At 56.9% G+C, this 22895-nt stretch carries 21 protein-coding genes; 9 read left to right on the plus strand and 12 right to left on the minus strand.

All coding sequences use genetic code 11. The features are described from left to right. Nucleotides 1-6: 6 nt before the first annotated feature. The 3 genes from PUP35_RS16030 to aegA all read right to left on the minus strand — a co-directional run bounded on the left by PUP35_RS16030 (nt 7) and on the right by aegA (nt 3788). Entirely contained in the window at nt 7-1050 is a 1044-nt protein-coding gene (locus PUP35_RS16030) for a DUF1176 domain-containing protein (RefSeq protein WP_274240546.1), read from the minus strand. Nucleotides 1051-1151: 101 nt separating this feature from the next. Further along, nucleotides 1152-1745, minus strand: coding sequence for a GDP-mannose pyrophosphatase NudK (nudK, locus tag PUP35_RS16035; RefSeq protein ID WP_149366406.1), 594 nt, complete (start codon nt 1743-1745; stop codon nt 1152-1154). A 66-nt stretch (nt 1746-1811) separates the two neighbouring features. Further along, nucleotides 1812-3788, minus strand: coding sequence for a formate-dependent uric acid utilization protein AegA (gene aegA / locus PUP35_RS16040; RefSeq protein WP_274240547.1), 1977 nt, complete (start codon nt 3786-3788; stop codon nt 1812-1814). 152 nt (nt 3789-3940) lie between these two features. On the opposite strand from aegA, the gene narQ reads away from it, so the two are divergent. Both narQ and acrD read left to right on the plus strand, forming a co-directional pair. Further along, nucleotides 3941-5635 carry a nitrate/nitrite two-component system sensor histidine kinase NarQ gene (gene narQ / locus PUP35_RS16045; protein WP_274240548.1) on the plus strand — a complete coding sequence of 565 codons (1695 nt, stop codon included), beginning with the start codon at nt 3941-3943 and terminating at the stop codon, nt 5633-5635. Nucleotides 5636-5777: 142 nt separating this feature from the next. Next, a complete protein-coding gene (gene acrD, locus PUP35_RS16050) occupies nt 5778-8891 on the plus strand; it encodes a multidrug efflux RND transporter permease AcrD (protein WP_127731904.1) in 3114 nt (1037 codons plus the stop codon). Between the two features lie 109 nt (nt 8892-9000). Here acrD and ypfM read toward each other — a convergent pair whose 3' ends face one another. Next, a complete protein-coding gene (gene ypfM / locus PUP35_RS16055) occupies nt 9001-9060 on the minus strand; it encodes a protein YpfM (RefSeq protein WP_015572204.1) in 60 nt (19 codons plus the stop codon). A gap of 387 nt (nt 9061-9447) precedes the next feature. Between ypfM and PUP35_RS16060 the strand changes: the two genes are divergently transcribed. Genes PUP35_RS16060 through PUP35_RS16070 form a run of 3 tightly spaced genes read left to right on the plus strand, consistent with a single transcriptional unit; the run spans nt 9448 to nt 11158 of the window. Beyond that, on the plus strand, nt 9448-9798 hold the full coding sequence (locus PUP35_RS16060; RefSeq protein WP_115875967.1) for an ArsC family reductase: 351 nt from the start codon (nt 9448-9450) through the stop codon (nt 9796-9798). Nucleotides 9799-9808: 10 nt separating this feature from the next. Next, nucleotides 9809-10936 (plus strand): succinyl-diaminopimelate desuccinylase, encoded by a 1128-nt coding sequence (gene dapE / locus PUP35_RS16065; RefSeq protein WP_115875968.1) that lies wholly within the window; start codon nt 9809-9811, stop codon nt 10934-10936. A 24-nt stretch (nt 10937-10960) separates the two neighbouring features. After that, nucleotides 10961-11158, plus strand: coding sequence for a YpfN family protein (locus tag PUP35_RS16070; RefSeq protein WP_008501627.1), 198 nt, complete (start codon nt 10961-10963; stop codon nt 11156-11158). A gap of 38 nt (nt 11159-11196) precedes the next feature. Here PUP35_RS16070 and ypfH read toward each other — a convergent pair whose 3' ends face one another. The 6 genes from ypfH to dapA all read right to left on the minus strand — a co-directional run bounded on the left by ypfH (nt 11197) and on the right by dapA (nt 17651). Next, nucleotides 11197-11892 (minus strand): esterase, encoded by a 696-nt coding sequence (gene ypfH, locus PUP35_RS16075; protein WP_115875969.1) that lies wholly within the window; start codon nt 11890-11892, stop codon nt 11197-11199. A 73-nt stretch (nt 11893-11965) separates the two neighbouring features. Continuing rightward, on the minus strand, nt 11966-13912 hold the full coding sequence (locus tag PUP35_RS16080) for a tRNA(Met) cytidine acetyltransferase TmcA (protein ID WP_274240551.1): 1947 nt from the start codon (nt 13910-13912) through the stop codon (nt 11966-11968). Beyond that, nucleotides 13912-14778, minus strand: a complete 867-nt coding sequence (ypfJ, locus tag PUP35_RS16085; RefSeq protein WP_111965183.1) for a KPN_02809 family neutral zinc metallopeptidase — start codon at nt 14776-14778, stop codon at nt 13912-13914. Before ypfJ ends, PUP35_RS16080 begins: the two co-directional genes overlap by 1 nt. A gap of 120 nt (nt 14779-14898) precedes the next feature. Further along, a complete protein-coding gene (gene purC / locus PUP35_RS16090; protein WP_008501631.1) occupies nt 14899-15612 on the minus strand; it encodes a phosphoribosylaminoimidazolesuccinocarboxamide synthase in 714 nt (237 codons plus the stop codon). Nucleotides 15613-15721: 109 nt separating this feature from the next. Further along, nucleotides 15722-16756: an outer membrane protein assembly factor BamC gene (gene bamC, locus PUP35_RS16095; RefSeq protein ID WP_111965182.1), complete on the minus strand. Its 1035-nt coding sequence runs from the start codon at nt 16754-16756 to the stop codon at nt 15722-15724. Between the two features lie 16 nt (nt 16757-16772). After that, the gene (gene dapA, locus PUP35_RS16100; RefSeq protein ID WP_008501633.1) at nt 16773-17651 is read right to left on the minus strand and encodes a 4-hydroxy-tetrahydrodipicolinate synthase; all 879 of its coding nucleotides are present in this window, start codon (nt 17649-17651) and stop codon (nt 16773-16775) included. 145 nt (nt 17652-17796) lie between these two features. On the opposite strand from dapA, the gene PUP35_RS16105 reads away from it, so the two are divergent. Both PUP35_RS16105 and bcp read left to right on the plus strand, forming a co-directional pair. Further along, a complete protein-coding gene (locus PUP35_RS16105; protein ID WP_274240556.1) occupies nt 17797-18366 on the plus strand; it encodes a glycine cleavage system transcriptional repressor in 570 nt (189 codons plus the stop codon). Beyond that, nucleotides 18366-18836 (plus strand): thioredoxin-dependent thiol peroxidase, encoded by a 471-nt coding sequence (gene bcp / locus PUP35_RS16110; RefSeq protein ID WP_014171119.1) that lies wholly within the window; start codon nt 18366-18368, stop codon nt 18834-18836. Before PUP35_RS16105 ends, bcp begins: the two co-directional genes overlap by 1 nt. Nucleotides 18837-18931: 95 nt before the next feature. Here the strand turns inward: bcp and PUP35_RS16115 are convergent, their stop codons facing one another. Next, nucleotides 18932-19996: an AI-2E family transporter gene (locus PUP35_RS16115; protein WP_033146172.1), complete on the minus strand. Its 1065-nt coding sequence runs from the start codon at nt 19994-19996 to the stop codon at nt 18932-18934. Nucleotides 19997-20217: 221 nt separating this feature from the next. On the opposite strand from PUP35_RS16115, the gene bepA reads away from it, so the two are divergent. Beyond that, nucleotides 20218-21681 (plus strand): beta-barrel assembly-enhancing protease, encoded by a 1464-nt coding sequence (gene bepA / locus PUP35_RS16120; RefSeq protein ID WP_111965181.1) that lies wholly within the window; start codon nt 20218-20220, stop codon nt 21679-21681. An 18-nt stretch (nt 21682-21699) separates the two neighbouring features. After that, nucleotides 21700-22056 (plus strand): arsenate reductase (glutaredoxin), encoded by a 357-nt coding sequence (gene arsC / locus PUP35_RS16125; protein WP_274240563.1) that lies wholly within the window; start codon nt 21700-21702, stop codon nt 22054-22056. On the opposite strand, the gene PUP35_RS16130 is transcribed toward arsC, so the two are convergent. Continuing rightward, complete coding sequence (locus tag PUP35_RS16130) at nt 22053-22877, minus strand: helix-turn-helix domain-containing protein (RefSeq protein WP_252093291.1); 825 nt, start codon at nt 22875-22877, stop codon at nt 22053-22055. The two genes, arsC and PUP35_RS16130, sit on opposite strands and share 4 nt — an antisense overlap. Nucleotides 22878-22895: the final 18 nt, after the last annotated feature.

Raw genomic sequence — 22895 nt, forward strand, 5'->3', positions numbered from 1 at the left:
GCAAAACTAGCGCGTGATCCACAGCGTGGGCCAGGCATCTGGCCCGTTCCAGTTATCACAGCTGGGCTCCTCGGCGTAGCGCACCAGGCGGAATCGCTGTCCGTCAAAACGCCAGCGCGTCTGGACTCCGCAATCGCCCAAACCGCGCCCCAGCGCCAGCGTTGTCAGCTCGCGCGTCTTTTCATCGAAGCTGGCATTCATCAACTCCATTTCGCTCCCGTCGCCTGACGGCGTAAACGGCAGACGCAGCCTGACGCTGCGTGCGGTGAACGGTTTTTTACGTGATACCAGCCACGCCAGATCGACCGTGTTATAGGCCCCCGCCTCGCAGCTGACGATCAGCAGCGCTTTCTCATCGGTTAACGCGGTGACGCGCACTTCCCGGCGGTTAGGATCCAGCGAGCACTGGCTGCTGTTCATCCTGCCGGTGCCATAGTCCAGCAGGTCGTTCAGTTCGGCGTGGGAGAGTGGCGTCGGGGTCGGATTGACGACCGCCACCTTTTTTAAGGCGGGTGCAGGCGGAACGCTTAACGGCGGATCGTCACCTTTCTTGATCCACGCGGTTTCGCTGCCGATGCGCTTTTGCTGCGCATCAATGAACAGTAGCGCGGCCTTAAGCCCGGTCAGTGAAATGACCTGCTTACCGCCGCGCAGAGTCAGGGCCTTCCCTTCCTGGATATTTTTCAGAAAGGCGGTGATGGTGGCCGCATCGTCCGTTTTCAGATGCCATGGCGTGAGCTGCCAGCGCTGTTTGTCCAGCTTCAGAGGAACGCTATCCAGCAGCAGCCGGGTGGCAATCTCTGGCTCTTTGATCGAGGGTGTATCAAGACCGCCAAGATCGATACGCAGAGTGGCATCCGTTTTCGCCCCGGCGCTACGGGTGAGCGTCATGACCAGACCACGGTGTTCACCCGTGTTGCGTGCAAGGCAAAAATTCTGGTTATTGCAGGTTACCTGCCAGTCAGAGAAGGCTTGCTGCGCAGGTGCAGCCCGCACCTGCGGCGCGAGAAGCACACAAAACAGGTAAAACAAAAAGACGCTGTAGCGCATGAATGACACAATCCCGGAACGAAAACGCTTAACTGGGCAGTATCTTCGTGTTCCCGGCGGGGTTGCTCAATCGGATTTATCAGATATACCCGAAAAATGCACTACATCCGTTCGGAAGCAGCGTTCATCAACCCGGTCGTCTGTAAATACTGCAGTAATATCACTGCCTTACCATCCCTGATTTCGCCTGAACGCATCATCTCCAGCGCCCGGGTAAAAGGAAGCTCCAGCACTTCAATATCTTCATCCTCTACGCCACCGCCCCGGTGCGTGCGCTGGGCGTCGCTGTATTCGGCAATGAAGAAATGCACAATTTCCGTTACGCCGCCCGGAGACATAAACAGCTCGAAGACCTTTTTGACCTCACCCACTTCGAAGCCGGTTTCTTCTACGGCCTCTTTGCGGATACAAACTTCCGGCTCATCGTCATCGAGCAGGCCCGCGCAGGTTTCAATCAAACGTCCATCAGGGTTGCCATTAACCCATGTCGCCACCCTGAACTGACGGATTAGCACTACGCTCTGCTTGTCACGGTTATAGAGCAGAATGGTCGCTCCGTTGCCGCGGTCGTAGACCTCGCGTTTGTGGCGGATAACCTCACCGTTGCTACGTGTAAGATCATAGGTGATGTTACGCAGGACAAAGTAGTTTTCAGAAAGAATTTTGTCTTTGATAACGTCAATTTTCAGGGTCATACGGGCTCCACAACACAATGAGTCGTCCTATACTACGCCGTGAATCCCGCTTTGTCGCCCGCCGGTTTAATGATGTTTTGGCGCGTTAACCCCAAGCCAGTCGAGGATCCCTTGCGCGGCATGGCGCCCTTCCGCCATTGCGGTTACCACCAGATCCGCGCCGCGTACCGCATCGCCCCCGGCGAAGATCTGCGGGTTGGTCGTCTGGTAACGGTAACAGCTCTCGACCGATGCCACGATCCGCCCCCTGTCATCCGTTTCGACACCCTGCGCCTGCAGCCACGGCATCGCGTGCGGGTTAAAACCAAACGCCATGATGACCGCATCCGCGGCCATCACAAACTCGCTGCCCGCCACCGGAACCGGTCGCCGCCGTCCCTGCGCATCCGGCTCTCCGAGCTCGGTACGCAGCATTCGGATACCGTTGACCTTTCCGTTCGGATCCAGCGCCAGCTCAACCGGCTGGACGTTAAATTCAAACGCCGCCCCCTCTTCTCTGGCGTTCTTCACCTCTTTCTTCGAGCCCGGCATGTTGGCCTCATCCCGACGATAGGCGCAGGTCACCTTCGCCGCACCGTGGCGTAACGCGGTTCGGACGCAGTCCATCGCGGTATCGCCCCCACCAAGCACCACCACGTTTAAGCCATGGGTGTCGATGTATGGTTCGCTGGCCGTTGCCTCCAGCCCCATAACATGGCGCGTGTTGCCCACCAGGAAAGGCAGCGCGTCGTAGACCCCTGGCGCGTCTTCATGTGGGATACCCGCCTTCATCGAGCGATAGGTTCCCACGCCAATAAACAGGGCGTCGTAATCGTGCTTTAACTGCGACATCGACACGTCCTGGCCCACCTCGCAGTTAAGCTCAAAGCGGATCCCCATCGCGGTAAATATCTCTCTGCGCCGCGCGAGCAGCGATTTGTCCAGCTTGAACGCCGGGATGCCAAAGGTCAGCAATCCGCCAATTTCCGGGTGCCGGTCATAGACCGTCACGCTCACGCCGCGGCGCGCCAGCACGTCGGCGCACGCCAGCCCGGCAGGCCCCGCGCCGACGATCGCGACGCGTTTACCTGACGGCGTGACGGCGGACATATCCGGCCGCCAGCCCATCGCCAGCGCCCGATCGGAGATATAGCGCTCGATGTTGCCGATGGTCACGGATCCTGCCTCTTCACGTATTGTGCAGGCACCCTCGCATAATCGATCCTGCGGGCAGACGCGGCCGGTAATTTCAGGTAAACAGTTAGTCTGATGAGAAAGCTCGGCCGCGCCGGCGATATCTCCCGCGTTGAGGCGCTCGATCCACTGCGGAATGTGGTTGTGCAGCGGGCAGGTCCACTCGCAAATGCTGTGCTCTCCGCATTTCAGGCAGCGCGACGCCTCGCGAACGGCCTGTTCGGCCCGGAACGGCAGGTAAATTTCGTTAAAATGGCCCACGCGTTCTGCGGCAGCCAGCTTGTCGGGCTCGCCGCGTGGCACCGTCGCCTGCATCTGCTGCAGTTTGGTGCGCGGAGCATCTTCTCCGACGACCTCCGCATGCCAGGGCTGCGCCTCCAGGCAGGCCGTGCGCTGTCGGCGTGATTTCGTCAGATTGTCCAGCACGGCAGACGTCGCCAGGGAGAGGACATCCGCCGGGCAATTTTCGATACAGGCCGGGCCGTGTGGACGCGTCAGGCAGAGATCGCATTTATTCGCCGAAGCCTTCACGCTGCCGTTGTCGAGCGGGGTGACGATAATCTCCATCGTGCCAAACGGGCAGGCCACCACGCAGGCCTTACAGCCGATGCATTTTTGTTGATTCACCTGTACGCTGTCATCGCATTTGCTGATGGCGCCGTTCGGGCAGCTTTGCGCGCAGGGTGCATTTTCGCAATGATGACAGGTCACGGGGCGGCTCTTCTCGCCAGCTCTCAGGACCGTGATACGCGGATGAAAATGGCGCTCGCTCAGGACATGCTGCTCATCGTTGTGCGCCATCACGCAGGCCACTTCGCAGGCGTGACACCCAATGCACTGCTGGCTGTTAGCCATAATAAAACGATTCATAACCACACCTGTTTTTGGTTCAATAACCTTTCTCTTTATAAGAGTATGGTATTTACGCATCACGGTGCGATCGGGCAACGTTCAAATGCCTGAAGCGCCCAATTATTTCCAGTGAACCTGTGGCAGATCAATTTTATTCAGAGAGCCGTTCTGTGACCGTTAAACGACCCGTTTCCGGAAGCCTTGCCTGGGCTTTCTTTTCGATCATAGCCCTGTCCGTGCTGACCAGCACCGTCGCGCTGCTGACGCTGGCAAGCAGCCAGCGTGATGCCGAAGCCATCAATATCGCCGGTTCGCTGCGCATGCAGAGCTATCGCATGGGTTACGAGATGCAGCGCAACAGCCCTTCTCTTGCGGCACATCGCGAGAGCTGGCAACAGACGCTCGGCGCGCCTGCCCTGCAAAAGCTGAACCGCTGGTACGTCCCGGACAATGTGAAAGCACGCTATCAGCAGCTGCATGTGGCCTGGCAGGAGATGGATGCGCGCATCGCCCGCGGCGACAGCGCGTGGTATCAACGCAATATTGAAGATTTTGTCGGGCGCATTGATGCCTTTGTGCTCGCTCTGCAGCACTACACTGAACATAAAATTCAGACGGTCACCCTGATCTCGCTGGCTGGCGCACTTGGGATCCTGCTGCTGACGCTGTTTACCCTGCGACGCATCCGTCGCCAGGTGGTGCTACCGCTGAATAACCTGGTGGCGGCCAGCGAACGCATTGAGCGCGGCGAGTTTGCCACACCTGCGCCGGATAGCGCCCTGCCGAACGAGCTGGGCCAGCTTTCGCGCGCCTTTAACCACATGTCAGCCGAGCTGGATACGCTCTACCGTTCTCTCGAAGCCTCGGTCGCTGAAAAGACGCGACATTTGCATGAAGCCCACCAGCAGCTCGACATGTTGTTCAAGTGCTCTCAGGCGCTGAATACCGGCCAGATAGACAGCCACTGCTTCCGGCATATCCTGCAGATTGTCCATGACTATACGCAGATGAATTATCTGGAACTGCGCACCAGCGACGACTGGCGGCTGTGTGAAGGGACGGAGGCTGAGGGTATCCCTCTGCAAAACCTGCCGGTACTGATGCAAGACACGCTCTACGGCGAGCTGCGCTGGCAAAGCGAGGCGGACAGCGTCCCCCTTCCGCTGATGAGAAGCGTGGCGACTATGCTCGGGCGCGGACTGTACTTTAACCAGGCGCAAAAGCATTACCAGCAGCTGCTGCTGATGGAAGAGCGCGCGACCATTGCCCGCGAGCTGCACGATTCGCTGGCGCAGGTGCTGTCGTATCTACGCATTCAGCTTGCGCTGCTCAAACGCGCCGTGCCCGAGGAAAATACCCCGGCGCAGACCATCATCACCGACTTCTCCCGCGAGCTGAACAATGCCTGGCAGCAGCTGCGCGAGTTGCTGACCACCTTCCGCCTGACGCTGAACCACGCGAACTTACCCGCGGCGCTGCAGGAGTCCCTCGACATGCTGCAGAGCCAGACGCAGGCCAAACTGCATCTCGACTGCCGCCTCTCCTCGCTGGCGCTCGATGCGCAAAAGCAGGTGCATTTGCTGCAGATCGTGCGTGAGGCGGTGTTGAATGCCATTAAGCACGCGCAGGCCAGCGAGATCACCGTAAGCTGCGTGACCTCAGTGGACGGGACGCACAGCGTCAGCATTCGTGACAACGGTATTGGGATTGGCGAGGCCAGCGAGCCGCCGGGACATTACGGCCTGAATATTATGCGCGAACGCGCGCAACGGCTCGGCGGGATGCTGCACTTCTCGCAGCCGCAAAACGGCGGCACGCTGGTCAGCGTGACGTTTCCGGCGCCCACGCCGTTAACGGGTAAATAACGGTAAAGAGGGAAGCGCAGGGAAAAGCGCATGATAATTTACATTATCTCCTTTATTTCTCCACGTTTGACCTGGGCCTTACCGCTAAAGTTATGCGGGCAATAAACAATAATGACGTGCAGCAAAACGAGGTCATACTTTCATGGCGAATTTTTTTATCGATCGCCCCATTTTTGCCTGGGTGCTTGCCATCCTGTTGTGTCTGACAGGCGTCCTGGCGATTACTTCACTTCCCGTTGAGCAATACCCCGACCTGGCACCGCCGAACGTGCGCGTCACCGCAAACTACCCCGGCGCGTCGGCACAGACGCTGGAAAATACCGTCACGCAGGTTATCGAGCAGAACATGACGGGTCTGGATAACCTGATGTACATGTCCTCGCAAAGTAGCGCCACGGGACAGGCGACGGTGACCCTGAGCTTCAAGGCGGGCACCGACCCGGACGAAGCGGTGCAGCAGGTCCAAAACCAGCTGCAGTCGGCCATGCGCAAGCTGCCCCAGGCGGTGCAGAACCAGGGCGTAACCGTGCGTAAAACCGGTGATACCAACATATTGACCATCGCGTTTGTCTCGACAGATGGCTCAATGGATAAACAGGACATCGCGGACTACGTCGCCAGTAATATTCAGGATCCCATCAGCCGTATTAACGGCGTCGGGGATATTGACGCCTACGGCTCACAATACTCCATGCGCATCTGGCTCGATCCCAACAAGCTCAACAGCTATCAGATGACGGCGACCGACGTAACGAATGCCATCAAAGCCCAGAACGCCCAGATTGCGGTGGGGCAACTGGGGGGAACGCCTTCCGTTGATAAGCAAGCCCTGAACGCCACCATCAATTCGCAATCCCTGCTGCAGACGCCGGACCAGTTCCGCAACATCACCCTGCGCGTGAATCAGGACGGGTCGGAAGTGCGTCTGGGCGATGTCGCCACGGTGGAAATGGGGGCCGAAAAATACGACTACCTTAGCCGCTTTAACGGCAATCAGGCTTCCGGTTTGGGGATTAAACTGGCCTCCGGCGCGAACGAAATGGCGACGGCAAAACTGGTGTTAGACCGTCTGGATGAGCTTTCACAGTATTTCCCGCACGGGCTGGAGTACAAAGTCGCCTATGAAACCACCTCCTTCGTTAAAGCCTCCATTGAGGACGTGGTGAAGACCCTGCTGGAAGCCATCGCGCTGGTGTTCCTGGTCATGTACCTGTTCCTGCAAAACTTCCGCGCGACGCTGATCCCCACCATTGCAGTCCCCGTGGTGCTGCTTGGGACCTTTGCGGTGCTTTACGCGTTCGGGTATAGCATTAATACCCTGACGATGTTTGCGATGGTGCTGGCAATTGGCCTGCTGGTGGATGATGCCATCGTCGTGGTTGAAAACGTCGAGCGCATCATGAGCGAAGAAGGGCTCTCTCCGCGCCAGGCGACGCGTAAATCCATGGGTCAAATTCAGGGGGCGCTAGTCGGTATCGCGATGGTACTGTCGGCTGTCTTTATCCCGATGGCCTTCTTTGGCGGCACCACCGGGGCGATTTATCGCCAGTTCTCGATCACCATCGTCTCGGCGATGGTGCTCTCCGTGCTGGTCGCGCTGATCCTCACCCCCGCGCTGTGCGCCACCCTGCTGAAACCGCTGCATAAAGGGGAGCATCACGGGCAGAAAGGGTTCTTCGGCTGGTTTAACCGCATGTTCGACCGCAACGCCGCGCGGTATGAATCTGCCGTTGGGCGTGTACTCCACCGCAGCCTGCGCTGGATGATGGTTTACGTCGTGCTGCTGGGCGGGATGGTGTGGCTGTTCCTGCATCTGCCCACCTCGTTCCTGCCGATGGAAGACCGGGGGATGTTTACCACCTCGGTGCAGCTGCCGAGCGGCGCAACGCAGCAGCAGACGCTGAAAGTGGTCCAGAAAGTGGAGCAGTATTTCTTTACTAAAGAGAAAGATAACGTCGTATCCGTCTTCTCTACCGTCGGTTCCGGGCCGGGCGGGAACGGGCAGAACGTCGCCCGCATGTTCGTCCGCCTGAAGGACTGGGACGAGCGCGATACCAGAACGGGAACATCATTTGCCATCATTGAACGCGCGACCAAAGCCTTCGCGCACATCAAAGAGGCGCGCGTCTTTGCCAGCAGCCCGCCGGCAATCAGCGGCCTTGGCAGTTCCGCCGGGTTTGACATGGAGCTGCAGGATCACGCCGGTGCGGGACACACGGCGCTGATGGCGGCACGCGATAAGCTGTTAGCGCTGGCGGGCAACGATCCCGGCCTGACCCGCGTTCGCCATAACGGTCTGGATGACAGCCCGCAGCTTCAGGTGGATATCGATCAGCGTAAGGCGCAGGCGCTGGGCGTGTCGATCAACGATATCAACGATACCCTGCAAACGGCTTGGGGCTCGAGCTATGTGAATGACTTTATGGATCGTGGCCGCGTGAAAAAAGTCTATGTCCAGTCCGCCGCGCCGTTCCGCATGCTGCCGGATGATATTAACCGCTGGTTTGTCAGGAATAACGCTGGCGGCATGGTGCCGTTCTCTGCCTTTGCGACTTCGCACTGGGAGAGCGGTTCGCCACGCCTGGAGCGCTATAACGGCTACTCTGCGGTTGAAATCGTCGGGGAAGCCGCGCCGGGCGTCAGCACCGGTACCGCCATGGACACTATGGAAAAACTTGTGCAACAGCTGCCCGCCGGCTTTGGTCTGGAGTGGACGGCCATGTCTTACCAGGAGCGCCTCTCCGGGGCGCAGGCTCCCGCACTTTACGCACTTTCTCTGCTGGTGGTCTTCCTCTGCCTTGCCGCCCTGTATGAAAGCTGGTCGGTCCCGTTCTCCGTCATGCTGGTCGTGCCCCTTGGCGTCATTGGTGCCCTGCTCGCGACCTGGATGCGCGGTCTGGAGAACGATGTTTACTTCCAGGTGGGTCTGCTCACCGTGATTGGGCTGTCGGCGAAAAACGCCATTCTGATCGTTGAGTTTGCCAACGAGATGAATGCCAAAGGCCACGAGCTGATGGCGGCCACGCTGCACGCCTGCCGTCAGCGCCTGCGCCCGATCCTGATGACGTCACTGGCGTTTGTCTTTGGCGTACTGCCGATGGCAACCAGTACGGGAGCAGGCTCCAGCAGCCAGCATGCCGTCGGGACGGGGGTCATGGGCGGCATGATTTCGGCCACCATCCTGGCCATTTATTTCGTTCCGCTGTTCTTTGTGCTGGTGCGTCGTCGCTTCCCGCTAAAGGAACGTGCTGAGTAAGTGATTGAAATAAAAAAAGGCGGCTTTATCGGCCGCCTTTTTACTGTGTGATTAATTCACACTATGGTTATTTTACTTATTTTAGTGCTCTTGCAATTCTTACTGAATGTCATTTACGAAGCATGCCTTCGATAAAATCTTTCCAGTTCCCCAGTTCACGTTCAATCATAACTACCTCTCTTATTATTATGCGCATTCTACAAAAACGGGCCATCATTGTGAAGACTATTTAACCAATTGCTGTGATTGTACCCCACGTCCTGCGGGGATTTATGATAAATATGAACGGTGAGACCTCAATTTTTTGTGACGGCCAGCAATATTTTGAAATAACCCTACGGATGGGTGAGTTTTATTTTATTTGCTGAGTTTATTGGGTTTTTAAAGTTTATGGACATCTATGCTTAAATGGTGAAAGAATATTCAGCGTACAGATGTGAGTTGAATTAATATAAAGTGTAAATCCAGACGATTCCTGAATGTGTTATATTCCACTTAAGGATATATCTTCGAATTTACTGAACATTTAATCATCATAAGGTCAAAAGGATTCACCATGGTTGTGATGTACGGCATTAAAAATTGCGACACCATCAAAAAAGCCCGTCGATGGCTGGAAGCGAACGGCGTGGAGTACCGTTTCCACGATTACCGCGCCGATGGGCTTGATGCAGAATTTCTGCATAGCGCTATCCGCGAACTGGGCTGGGAAGCTCTGCTGAACACTCGCGGTACCACATGGCGTAAACTGGACGAATCTCTGCGCGCCAGCATCACCGATGCCGACAGCGCGGCAAAACTGATGCTCGAGATGCCGGCAATTATCAAACGCCCATTGCTCTGCGCGCCAGGGCAGCCTATGCTGCTGGGTTTCAGTGAAACCCTTTATTCCGACTTTTTTCGTTGAGGTGTAGTTTATGTCATGCCCGGTCATTGAGCTGACTCAGCAGCTTATTCGCCGTCCTTCCCTTAGCCCGGACGACGCAGGTTGTCAGGCTCTTATGATTGAACGCCTGCGTGCCATCGGTTTTACCGTTGAACGCATGGATTTTGGCGATACCCAGAACTTCTGGGCGTGGCGCGGCCAGGGCGAAACGCTGGCCTTCGCCGGGCATACTGACGTCGTTCCCGCCGGTGACGCGGACCGCTGGATTAACCCACCGTTTGAGCCGACCATTCGCGACGGCATGCTGTTTGGTCGCGGCGCGGCAGACATGAAAGGTTCTCTGGCGGCGATGGTCGTGGCGGCAGAGCGCTTTGTGGCGCAGCATCCGAACCACAAAAACCGCCTCGCGTTTTTGGTAACCTCCGACGAAGAAGCCAGCGCGCACAACGGTACCGTGAAGGTTGTTGAAGCGCTGATGGCACGCAACGAGCGTCTCGACTACTGCCTGGTCGGTGAGCCGTCCAGCACCGAAGTGGTGGGTGACGTCGTCAAAAACGGACGCCGTGGCTCTCTGACCTGTAACCTGACCATTCACGGTGTGCAGGGCCACGTAGCTTATCCGCATCTGGCCGATAACCCGGTCCACCGCGCCGCGCCAATGCTGAGCGAGCTGGTGGCGATTGAGTGGGATAAGGGCAACGAGTTCTTCCCGCCGACCAGCATGCAGATTGCGAACGTCAAGGCCGGGACCGGCAGCAATAACGTGATCCCGGGGGATTACTTCGTCCAGTTCAACTTCCGCTTCAGCACTGAGCTGACCGATGAGATGATCAAGGCGCGCGTTGTTGCCCTCCTGGAAAAATATCAACTGCGCTACACCGTGGAGTGGTGGCTTTCCGGCCAGCCGTTCCTGACGCAGCGCGGCAAACTGGTGGATGCGGTGGTGAACGCCATCGAGCACTATAATGAAATTAAGCCACAGCTGCTGACAACGGGTGGCACCTCAGACGGACGCTTTATCGCCCGTATGGGTGCTCAGGTTGTCGAACTGGGGCCAGTGAACGCAACCATTCATAAAATAAATGAGTGTGTCAATGCGGCAGATTTGCAACTGCTGGCCCGTATGTATCAACGTATTATGGAGCAACTCGTCGCCTGACGAACGCTCTGAGAGGAATAGCGAATGGATTGGCTTTCAAAGTACTGGTGGGTTCTGGTGTTGGTTTTTCTGGTCGGCGTACTGCTTAACGTGATTAAAGACCTTAAGCGCGTGGACCATAAAAAATTTCTCGCCAACAAACCGGATCTTCCCCCGCACCGTGATTTCAACGACAAGTGGGACGATGACGACGACTGGCCGAAGAAAGACCAGAAGAAGTAACCGGTCCGTATCCCCTCTCCTGTGGAGAGGGGATAACCTCACATAAACTCAACAATATCATCGTTATCCGGTTTGCCGCCGCTGAGCGCTTCATCAAAGTAGTGCTTCGGCACGGTATAGCGCAAACGATCGAGCGCGAACTGCATGCTGCGGTCGTCAATCGCGTGGCCCAGATCGTCAACGATATCCAGCGTCACATCCCCCCCCTCACGAATCAGCGCTTCCTGTGCGTCAACCGCATGCGAGAGCTCAATCACCCGGTCTTCACCGCCGTGGATTAAGTGGATCGTGGTTTGCGTGGTTGCGCTAGTCGGTAACGTCGCAAAACGGCCGTTAAACGCAATCACCCGTGACACCAGACCCGGGTGCGCCTTTACGCTTTCCAGCGACATGATTGACCCCTGCGAGAAGCCAATCAGCGCGGTCGCCTCGGCACCCACGCCGCTCTGCTGCTGCCAGTAGCGGACAACGTCGATAAAGGTCGGCATGATGGCGTCAATGCGCGCCTGACGGTTCTCTTCCGTCACGCCCTGAACCGAGAACCACTGGCGCCCGTTCGGGCCGCATGGCTCTACGCCACCGATGCTGACAATCAGCGCTTCGGGGAAAACGGGTGCAAACCAGCTGCCAATCTGCCCCATATTGACGGCATTATCGCCAACCCCATGAAACAGAAGCAGTAACTGTTTAGCCGGTTTGTCAGGGCTTTGAACAACAAAATGATCGTGTTTCATGGTGGTCTCCTTAATAGATGACCTGGATTCTACGCCTCCCGACGTGAATGACCATGCCACTTTACTGAAGAAGTCATTGAAAAAATTGCCATTGCAAAATGTCTTCTTTCAACTGATGGCTGCGGGGATAATCAAGGCTTTCAAGCGCTTGCGCGGTTTCACTGCGCAGCTTTGCCAGCAACGCTTTTCGCCCGACGTCTTCCGTTTTTCCTGCCATTTTCCCTCGCAGGGCCGGAAGCGGCATGTCTACGGCTAACAGCAGCCGCGTCAGCGCGGCAACCGAGGTTGAAAACGCACGGTGTGCAAAAGCAAACCCCGCCAGCTCCAGCCAGTCGTCACTATTAAGGGTAGCTTCCCATCGGTCTTCCACGGGGATCTTTTCACCGTTCCAGGCAGACAGGACGCGCATATCCCGGCACAAACGCTGATGTTCCTGCGCGCACAGCCGACGCCCTGCCTCGCTAAGCGGCAGCAGCGCCATCGCCGTGTAGCAGCCGCTGCTGGCTTCACGATGGCTGCCCATCCGCACCAGCACAAAGCCGCACTGCTGCCAGAAATGCCAAAGTTCATCGGTGTAACCAAAGCTCACCGACAGATAATCTTCGCCGCAGGCGCTGCGAACAAGCGCCTGGCCAATCCCTTCCCGCTGACGGCGATGGTGCACGGCAATGCGGGTCACCCGCCGTCCTCTGAGCGTCGCCGCCAGCGGAGAGCCGCCGTGTGCCGCCAGAGACTGCGCCACCAGGTTCCCGCGCGGACGCCGGAACCCCGCCCACACGGCACGGCTAAGCTCAGGGGACAGCCCGCCCTCCTCCACCAGCCATAGCGCCCCGGCGATAACCGGGTTCGTTTCGGCAACGGCAAACTGCTGCCCGGGCGCGTCCATCATGCGGCGCAAATCGAGCGGCGAGGTGCGGTAATGCGCCGCGCAGAGGAGCTCATACACGCTCGCGGCAAGCGCCGGGCGGCTTTCCCATGCCGTCGGCGCCAGAGACGTTAAATGCACCTCTCCTTCCGGGCGACGGTCGATCAGCGTATCGTCAAACAGCAGCGCGCTGGCGACGATCCGCTCAAGCGGGCAGCCCACCGCCCAGCGCACAGGTGTAGATAAGCTGTAGCGCTGCAGCCCGGCAAACCGACCGCAGAATTTAAGCAAAAATCCCCGGCCCGTCCCTTCATAGCCCTGCACCGTGGTGGTTAACAGCACGCGGGGGAAACGGGCAACTAGCTTTTCCAGCAGAGGTCCGGGGATCGCAGCGGCTTCATCAACAATCAGCCAGTCTGCCTGGCGTGAAGAGGCAAGCAGCGCGTCCGGGGCCATAAAATGAAAACGCTCTCCGGCAAAGCGGGCGATGATATCCGTTGCCCCCTTCGACGGCGCGGTAACCACGGCGCTGCCAGCAATGCGGCTCAGCAACATTCCTGCCAGGGCTGATTTTCCGCGCCCACGCGCGGCGGTGACGGCCACGATGCCACCCGACATCCCCTGCAGCACATCCAGGATCTCAGCCTGTTCGCGCTGCGGGGCGCCGCTGGCAGGCTGCCAGTCTGGCGCGTCGGGTAAAGGCGGAAGGGATAACGCGCGGCCCTGAAGCCAGACAATCGCGTCGGGATCGGCTGCAATCGTCCGGGAGAAATGGTGGACAAAATGCGGCGTGGCTATTGCTTCCGCGCTGTCGCTCCAGCGCAGTGAATCGCTGTCTGGCAACCCGGCCCACGCGTCGAGTGGCGGAACCCGTAGCACCAGAAGGCTTCCGGCGCTCAGCGTTCCGCTCAGGGCGGCAAACGCGGCGACATCAAACCCGGCGCTGGCGTCAAAAACAGCATGCCGAAACTCGCGTCCCAGCAGGCCGCTGATGGCTTTTGAAGGATGTTCGTCAAGCCTTACCCAGTCTCCGGGCAAGGCGGCACGCAGGGCAAGCGCCTGGGTTAACGTCCACTGTACCTCGCCGCTGAGCACCACCAGCCGACGATGGCCGGTGCGCTCAAGCTCGCGTATCAGCTGTTCAAACGCCAGCATTACATCGCTTTGCCGAAGGTATTACACTGCGCCGGGTCGCCGCTGTCGAAGCCGCGTTTGAACCAGCTGTAGCGCTGCTGTGAGGTACCGTGAGTGAAGCTGTCCGGCACGACGCGCCCCTGGCTCTGCTGCTGAAGACGGTCGTCACCGATAGCCTGAGCGGCGTTTAACGCCTCCTCAAGATCGCCGGATTCCAGAACGCCCTGCTGCTGCATGCTGTGGCCCCAGACGCCCGCGAAGCAGTCCGCCTGCAGCTCCATTTTGACGGACAGTCGGTTAACTTCTGCCTGCGAGGCATTTTGCTGCAGCTGGCGCACCTTAGGCTCAATCCCCAGCAGCTTTTGCACGTGATGGCCGACTTCATGCGCGATCACGTAGCCCTGGGCAAAATCACCGTCAGCGCCAAGCTTGCGTTTCATGTCATCGTAAAAGGAGAGATCGATATAGACGGTGCCGTCCGCCGGGCAGTAGAACGGCCCCATCACGGACTGTCCGGTGCCGCATCCGGTGCGGGTTGCGCCCCGGTACATCACCAGCTTCGGCTGCTGGTAGGTACGCCCCATCTTCTCAAACAACTGACCCCAGGTGTCTTCCGTTGTGGCGAGGATAACGGAGGTAAATTTGGCCGCTTCATCTTCATTCGGGCTGATGGAGTGCTGAGATTGCTGCTGTTGCAGCGGCTGACCGGTCATCAACCCTGTGAGGTCAACGCCGTAATAACCCGCGACTAAAACCACAATCAGCAGGATGATGCCGCCCTTACCGCTGGGTAAACGGAAGCCGGGTCCACCCATTGAAGGACCGCCGCCGCCATCACTGCGTCTGTCTTCTACATTGTCACTTTCACGACGCCCTTGCCAGCGCATAACCACCTCTAACTATTCCATTTATAATAGCTATGATCGTAGGCGGTTAACGGCAAGATTACCATAGGAAACAAAGGTAAGACGCCAAAGGATGCGAACATCCTTTGGCAAGTGAGGGAGTTAGTCGAGCTTAACGCCTAAACGGTGAGCAACCGCTTCGTACGCTTCAATCAGGCCACCCAGGCTCTGGCGAAAACGGTCTTTGTCCATTTTATCCAGCGTTTCTTTATCCCACAGGCGGCTACCGTCTGGTGAGAACTCATCGCCCAGCACCACTTCGCCTTTGAACAGACCAAACTCCAGCTTGAAGTCGACGAGGATCAGGCCCGCGTCATCAAACAGTTTTTTCAGCACGTCGTTGGCTTTGTAGGTCAGCTCTTTCATGCGCGCCAGGTTCTCTTTGTTCACCCAGCCGAAGGTTTCGCAGTAGGAATCATTGACCATCGGATCGTGCATGGCATCGTTTTTCAGGAACAGGTCGAACAGCGGTGGATTCAGTTCAATACCTTCTTCAATGCCGAGACGCTTCACCAGGGAGCCCGCCGCACGGTTACGAATAACGCACTCAACCGGAACCATATCCAGTTTTTTCACCAGACATTCCGTATCGGACAGCAACGCTTCCATCTGGGTCGGGATACCCGCTTCGGCCAGTTTGGTCATAATGAAGTGGTTGAACTTGTTGTTCACCATGCCTTTACGATCGAACTGCTCAATGCGTGCGCCATCCCCTGCTGACGTATCATTGCGGAACTCGAGCACCAACAGATCCGGGTTTTCCGTGCTGTATACGGTCTTCGCTTTGCCACGATACAACTCAGCTTGCTTCTGCATCTTCATTACTCCTGGTGTGATGATTTGTGTTCAAAACTGGGGATATTATGCCACGCACACGTTTGCGTAGCACTAAAATAAAAAGGGCTGGATTCACCAGCCCTCGTATTTATTTGCTGAATGCTGCCTGGAAGACAGCGACCAGCGCATCGTTCTGCGACTGGGTCAGCGTGTGACCTTTTGGATCGATAAACTGCAGACTGCTGCGGTTATCCAGGTCGCCTACCTGAATCTTATAGTCACCGGAGGCAAGCTGTGGATCTTTCGCGCCCAGTTCCTGCCACGCGCTGTCGGAGAGCGGCTTATAGGTTGCCGTCATGCTGCCGGTTGAACGCGTGCTGTCGGTCACTTTCATACCCACTTTTTCCAGCGTCGCTGGCAGACGTTGCCAGGTCTGGTTAAACGGTGCACGCACTACCAGCATTGGCAGGCCGGTATCATCCGCGCCGCTCTGAACATCGAAGGTCACACCGTTACGGCTCTGCGCAGCGTTGGCGGCATCGGTAGCGGTCTTATCCAGACCTGCGGCAATCACGTTCAACATTTCGGTACTGTAACGCTGCAGGGACGCGGCATCCGCAACCGGTTTACCCGCCTGCTCCAGGTTCAACAGCTTAACGTTGACCGCCTGCTGATAACCCTGTGGTTTAACGGAGACTTGATAGCGACCACGGTACTGCTGGTCTTCATCCAGACGGTTCCATTCGATCCAGTCGGTGGTTAACGTCTGGCTGGCGTCATCGCGTTTATCGATGGTGTAGTTCTTCGACTGAATGACGCTGACAACCTGCGGCCACAGATTGCTACCGCGCGCGCTCTCAACCATCAGAGACGCCGTATCACCGGTGAACTGGGTACGCGCCCCGCTAACCAGCGCCAGAGGCTGTGCTGGCGGACGAATATCAAGCGCTTTACCGACCAGGCCGCTGCCGTTGGTCACGGGAATATTATAATCGCCGTTCTGAATCGGCAGGATCATACCAGCCGGTGCGTGAAGTTCAGCAAGCGGGGTCGCATCCAGATAGGATTCATCACCGCTCACCTGGCGCTTGTAGCGCGAGTCTGAACTACAGGCAGCGAGCAGCATAACAAGCGAAACACTCGCAACCTTCGCCAGGCGCGACTTCTGTACTGAATAAGCCATCAAATCTCCCTAAACTCTACAGCAAACCGGCATGCTTCAGTGCAGCCCTGACGATATCACGACCGTGGTCGGTGATCGGTGTCATTGGCAGACGCAGCGTATCGGTTGCTACAAGACCCAACTCCTTGCATGCCCATTTCACTGGGATCGGATTGGGTTCGACAAATAATTTATTGTGCAGCGGCATCAGACGCTGATTAATGACGCGCGCTTCATCAAAATGACCTGCTGCGGCCAGTTTGCACATTTCTGCCATGTCGCGCGCCGCAACGTTTGCCGTTACGGAGATCACGCCATGGCCACCGAGCTGCATAAAGTCCAGCGCGGTCGCATCATCACCACTCAACAGGATAAAGTCGTCTGAAACCAGCTCTTTGATCTGATGAACGCGGCTTAAGTTCCCTGTCGCCTCTTTAATACCGATAATATTTTTTACTTCCGAGAGACGACCAACGGTTTCCGGCAGCATATCGCAACCGGTACGGGACGGCACATTATACAGAATTTGTGGCAAGTCAGTATGTTCAGCGATGGCTTTGAAGTGCTGGAACAAACCTTCCTGAGTAGGACGGTTGTAGTAAGGAGTCACCGTCAGACAGCCAACGATGCCGCTGTCGTTAAAACGTTTGGTCAGGCTGATAGCTTCTGCGGTTGCATTAGCCCCTGTGCCCGCGATGACCGGAATACGTCCGTCAGCCAGTTCCAGGGTCAGCATCACCACATCGCCGTGCTCGTCGTGGCTCAGCGTTGCGGATTCACCGGTAGTCCCTACCGAAACGATCGCCGAGGTTCCGTTGGCGACATGGTAATCAATGAGCTTCTTCATGCTTGACCGGCAGACATTACCTTTTTCATCCATCGGTGTAACAAGCGCGACAATACTTCCCGTGAACATGAGCCATCCTCTGTGCGAACAAGAGCCTCAATGTTACGTTTGGAACTGTAATAAAAGCAAGCGACCTGAGGCTCTCAGGCGGTTGTATGCATGTTTTTTTTATGCTTTCCTTAGGAAGACTTAACCATGCAAAGGAAGAACAGGTTTGACAACCTCATCACAACATTACCTGGTTATCACTGCGCTGGGTGCCGACAGGCCGGGTATCGTGAACACCATCACCCGCCACGTAAGCAGCTGCGGCTGTAATATCGAAGACAGCCGTCTGGCGATGCTCGGTGAAGAGTTCACATTTATTATGTTACTTTCCGGGACATGGAACGCCATCACGTTGATTGAATCGACCCTGCCGCTGAAAGGGGCCGAACTGGATTTGCTGATTGTCATGAAGCGCACCACTGCGCGTCCGCGTCCGGCACTGCCTTCTACCGTCTGGGTACAGATTGAAGTGCCTGATTCTCCGCATCTGATTGAGCGTTTCACGGCGCTTTTTGACAGTCATCAGATGAATATTGCCGAACTGGTTTCCCGTACGCAGACAAGCGATGACCATGGTCTTCCGGTGCTGTTTATTCAAATTACCGCGCACAGCCCTGCCTCACAGGATGCGTCAAATATCGAGCAAGCGTTCAAAGCCCTCTGTACAGAATTAAACGCGCAGGGCAGTATAAGCGTCGTCAATTATTCGCAGCACGAACAGGATGGAGTTGAGTAATGAACCCACTGAAAGCCGGTGACATCGCACCGAAATTTAGCTTACCGGATCAAGACGGCGAGCAAGTAAATTTGACCGACTTCCAGGGACAGCGTGTTCTGGTCTATTTCTACCCGAAAGCCATGACCCCCGGCTGCACCGTACAGGCCTGCGGCTTACGCGACAACATGGACGAGTTGAAAAAAGTCGGCGTGGAAGTGCTGGGTATCAGCACCGATAAACCAGAAAAGCTGTCACGATTTGCTGAAAAAGAGCTGCTGAACTTCACGCTGCTTTCTGATGAAGATCATCAGGTATGCGAGCAGTTCGGCGTCTGGGGCGAGAAGACGTTTATGGGTAAAACCTACGACGGCATCCACCGCATCAGCTTCCTGATTGACGCTGACGGTAAAGTTGAACACGTGTTTGACGACTTCAAAACCAGCAACCACCACGACGTGGTGTTGAACTGGCTGAAACAAAGCGCCTGATAAACAGCAAAACGGCAACCCAGGTTGCCGTTTTTCATGTTTTCTCCCTCTCCCCGTGTGAAGGGGTCGGGGTGAGGGCATCAGGCCGCCCCCCTCTACTTCTCTTCCACCGCCGGCACATCCGGCCACGCGTGGACGACCGCTTTAATCAGCGTAGCCAGCGGAATAGCGAAGAACACGCCCCAGAATCCCCACAGCCCGCCGAAAATCACCACGGATAAGATAATCACCAGCGGATGCAGGTTCACCGCTTCGGAGAACAGCACCGGCACCAGCAGGTTACCGTCCAGGCCCTGAATAATCAGGTACACCGCGAAGCAGCTCCAGAACTCAGTCCCCAGCCCAAACTGGAACAACGCGACCCCAACAACCGGAATGGTCACCACAAACGCGCCTATGTACGGGATCAGAACCGACAGCCCCACCAGCACCGCCAGCAGCAGCGAGTAGTTCAGGCCGAAAATCAGGAAGCCAATCCAGGTCGCTACCCCCACGACAATCATCTCCAGCACCTTGCCGCGAATGTAGTTGGTGATCTGCTGGTTCATCTCTTCCCAGACCTGCCCTGCCAGCCCGCGGTTGCGCGGCAGAATACGGCGCACGGCGTTGAGCATTTGATCTTTATCTTTCACCAGGAAGAAGACCATCAGCGGCACGAGCACAAGGTAAACCGCCAGCGTCAGCAGTCCGACCAGGGACGCCAGAGAGTACTTCACCACCGAATCACCCATCGTCATGATGCGGGCGCGCATATTTTCGGCCATCGCGTCGATAATTCCGGCATCCATCAGGGCCGGATAACGGCGCGGCAGCGTGGCGGCAAAATCAGACAGCTTGTTCAGCATGCCGGGCATGTCGCGGATCAGGTTAATTCCCTGCTGCCAGGCGACCGGCATCACCACAAAAGCCATTAACAGCAGGATGCCGACAAACAGCACCAGCACGATGCTGGTCGCCCAGCGGCGGGAACAGCCGATATGTTCCAGACGCGCCGTGGGCCACTCCAGCAGATACGCCAGCACAATCGCCACCAGCAGAGGGGCGAGCAGGCCGCTGAAGAAGAACAGAATACCGAACCCGGCAACCAGAATAACCAACAAAGCAATGGCTTCCGGGTCGCTGAACCGACGCCGGTACCACTGCATTAACATTTCGAGCATACAACCCTTCCCTGAATCGAATGGCGGGAGTGAGACGGTGAATTGTATCTAACTGTCACAAAAAAGACTTTCGCTTTTTGTATCCCGATCGCAATCCGCAAAACCCTGATGAATGGGATTTTCTTCATGCTACAACACGGCTACACTCGCAGGGCAGCAGAGATGAACGATATGCCGGTTCATCGGTCAAATTAGCACATCCAACATACAGGACAGTGGTTATGTTCAGGCAATTGAGAAAAACACTGGTTGCAACACTGATTGCCGCGGTGACGGTCGGTCAGGTGTTGCCCGCTTTTGCTGACTCGTCCGATTCATTGCCGGACATGGGCACCACAGCAGGAAGCACGCTCTCTATTGGGCAAGAGATGCAAATGGGGGATTACTATGTTCGCCAGCTGCGCGGCAGCGCCCCGCTGATCAACGACCCTTTGCTGGTGCAGTACATAAACGGGTTGGGGATGCGTCTGGTAGCGCACGCCGACTCGGTAAAGACCCCCTTCCATTTCTATTTAATCAATAATGACGAAATCAACGCCTTCGCCTTCTTTGGCGGTAACGTGGTGCTGCATTCGGCGTTATTCCGTTACTCTGACAACGAAAGCCAGCTGGCCTCGGTAATGGCGCACGAAATTTCGCACGTCACACAACGTCACCTGGCGCGTGCGATGGAAGACCAGAAACGTAACGCTCCCCTCACCTGGGTGGGTGCACTGGGATCGATTCTGCTGGCGATGGCCAGCCCGCAGGCCGGGATGGCAGCGCTGACCGGTACGCTGGCGGGAACGCGCCAGGGAATGATCAGCTTTACCCAGCAAAACGAGCAGGAAGCGGACCGCATCGGGATTCAGGTGCTGCAGCGCTCGGGCTTTGACCCGCAGGCCATGCCGAGCTTCCTGGAAAAACTGCTCGATCAGGCGCGTTACTCTTCCCGTCCGCCGGAAATCCTGCTGACGCACCCGCTGCCTGAAAGCCGACTATCGGACGCGCGTAACCGTGCAAACCAGATGCGTCCTGTGGTGGTCCAGTCTTCGCAGGATTTCTACATGGCGAAAGTGAGAACCCTGGGAATGTACAATTCCGGGCGTAACCAGCTCACCAGTGACCTGCTGGATACCCTGGCGAAAGGCAACGTGCGTGAGAAAAACGCCGCGCAGTATGGTCAGGCGCTTCAGGCGATGGAAGCCAGCAAATACGACGAGGCGCGTAAAGCGCTGCAGCCGCTTCTGGCTGCCGACCCGAACAACCCGTGGTATCTCGATCTGTCGACGGATATCGATCTGGGGCAGAAGAAAACCGCCGATGCGATTAACCGTCTGAAAGGAGCGAAAGACGTCCGTACCAACCCGGTGCTGCAGCTTAACCTGGCGAACGCTTATCTGCAGGGCGGCCAGCCGGGTGAAGCGGCGACTATCCTGAACCGCTACACCTTTAATAATAAAGACGATCAAAACGGCTGGGATCTGCTCGCTCAGGCGGAAGCCCAGCTCGGCAACCGCGATCAGGAGCTTGCGGCGCGTGCCGAAGGCTTTGCCCTGGTGGGCCGCCTCGATCAGGCGATTTCCGCGCTCAGCAGCGCCAGCTCGCAGGTCAAGCTTGGTAGCCTACAGCAGGCCCGTTACGACGCGCGTATCGATCAGCTGCGCGGCCTGCAGCAGCGCTTTAAGCCGTACGAGAAGATGTAATAAAGGAGAATTCACGTCATGACAGACGCCGTAAAAATTTATCACAACCCTCGCTGCTCCAAGAGCCGCGATACCCTGAGCCTGCTGAAGTCTAACGGCGTTGAGCCGGAAGTGGTGCTTTACCTTGATACACCACCTGACGCGCAAACCCTCCGCCAGCTGCTGCGCATGCTGGGAATGGGCAGTGCTAGAGAGCTGATGCGTCAGAAAGAAGATCTGTATAAGTCGCTTAACCTGGATGACAACCGTCTCACCGAGGCTGAACTGGTCCAGGCGATGGTTGAAAATCCAAAGCTGATTGAGCGCCCGATTGTGGTGGCGAACGGCCAGGCGCGCATTGGACGTCCGCCGGAAGACGTGCTCGAGATCCTCTAATCGTTACGCCGCAGCGCTTCAAGAAAGGCCTGCGGCGTACTCTCTCCTAACTTTTTCTGCGCTTTTCCCCGGTTGTAAAATTCGCACAGCTGGATCAACAGCTCGCCTGCCGGCTCACTGTTCAGGCGTGGAATGATTTCACAGAGCGGCTGAGCAACCTGAACAGCGCGGTACTGCTGCGGATGCACCGTAACGGTGGTATTACGCTCCTCTGGCTTCACCTCGAAACCAAAAGTCTCAATAGATTGAATATCAGCCGGACAGGCTTCCAGCGCGTCGTGCGCCCAGCGGGCCAGCAGCTGCGGAGAAGTGCCCGCGTACAGCCGGGCGTAGCACCAGCCGCTCACCGGTTCACGCGCCCAAAGTAGATGCTGTTCTCCGCCATCGTCCATATGCAGAGACAGGGGCTGATGATGTAACAGAAGTTTTTGCGGCACGATACCTGCCTTGAGCGCCTTTTTCCCCTGCAACGGAGCCCCTTTTTGTTGCGCAGAGGTCGGTTTGAGGTAGCGGTTCAATGTCGCCCGGGATACGGGGATCCCCAGCACGCCGTTTACAATCTGCAGCAGTTCATCAAGCGGCGCTCCCGAGACGTCACGCAGGACATTCACCAGTGCGATCTGCTCTTGTCTCAACACTTTGTGTATCACTTTTGGCGTTGTGTGGTTGTCCGAAATCTGCTCGCGGTTGCGCCAGCGCCTGACGGTAGTGACCGAAATGCCCAGCTCAGCGGCAAGCTCTCTGTCGCTTTTATCTGACTGCTGAAGATAGCGACGGATGCGCGGCGTCGTGGTGGCATTAGCATGCAGTTTAATTTCCATCGCAAGTCCTCAGAACTA

Origin of the sequence: Enterobacter sp. S-33 (assembly GCF_028735835.1) — a bacterium.
GTDB classification, from domain to species: domain Bacteria; phylum Pseudomonadota; class Gammaproteobacteria; order Enterobacterales; family Enterobacteriaceae; genus Enterobacter; species Enterobacter vonholyi.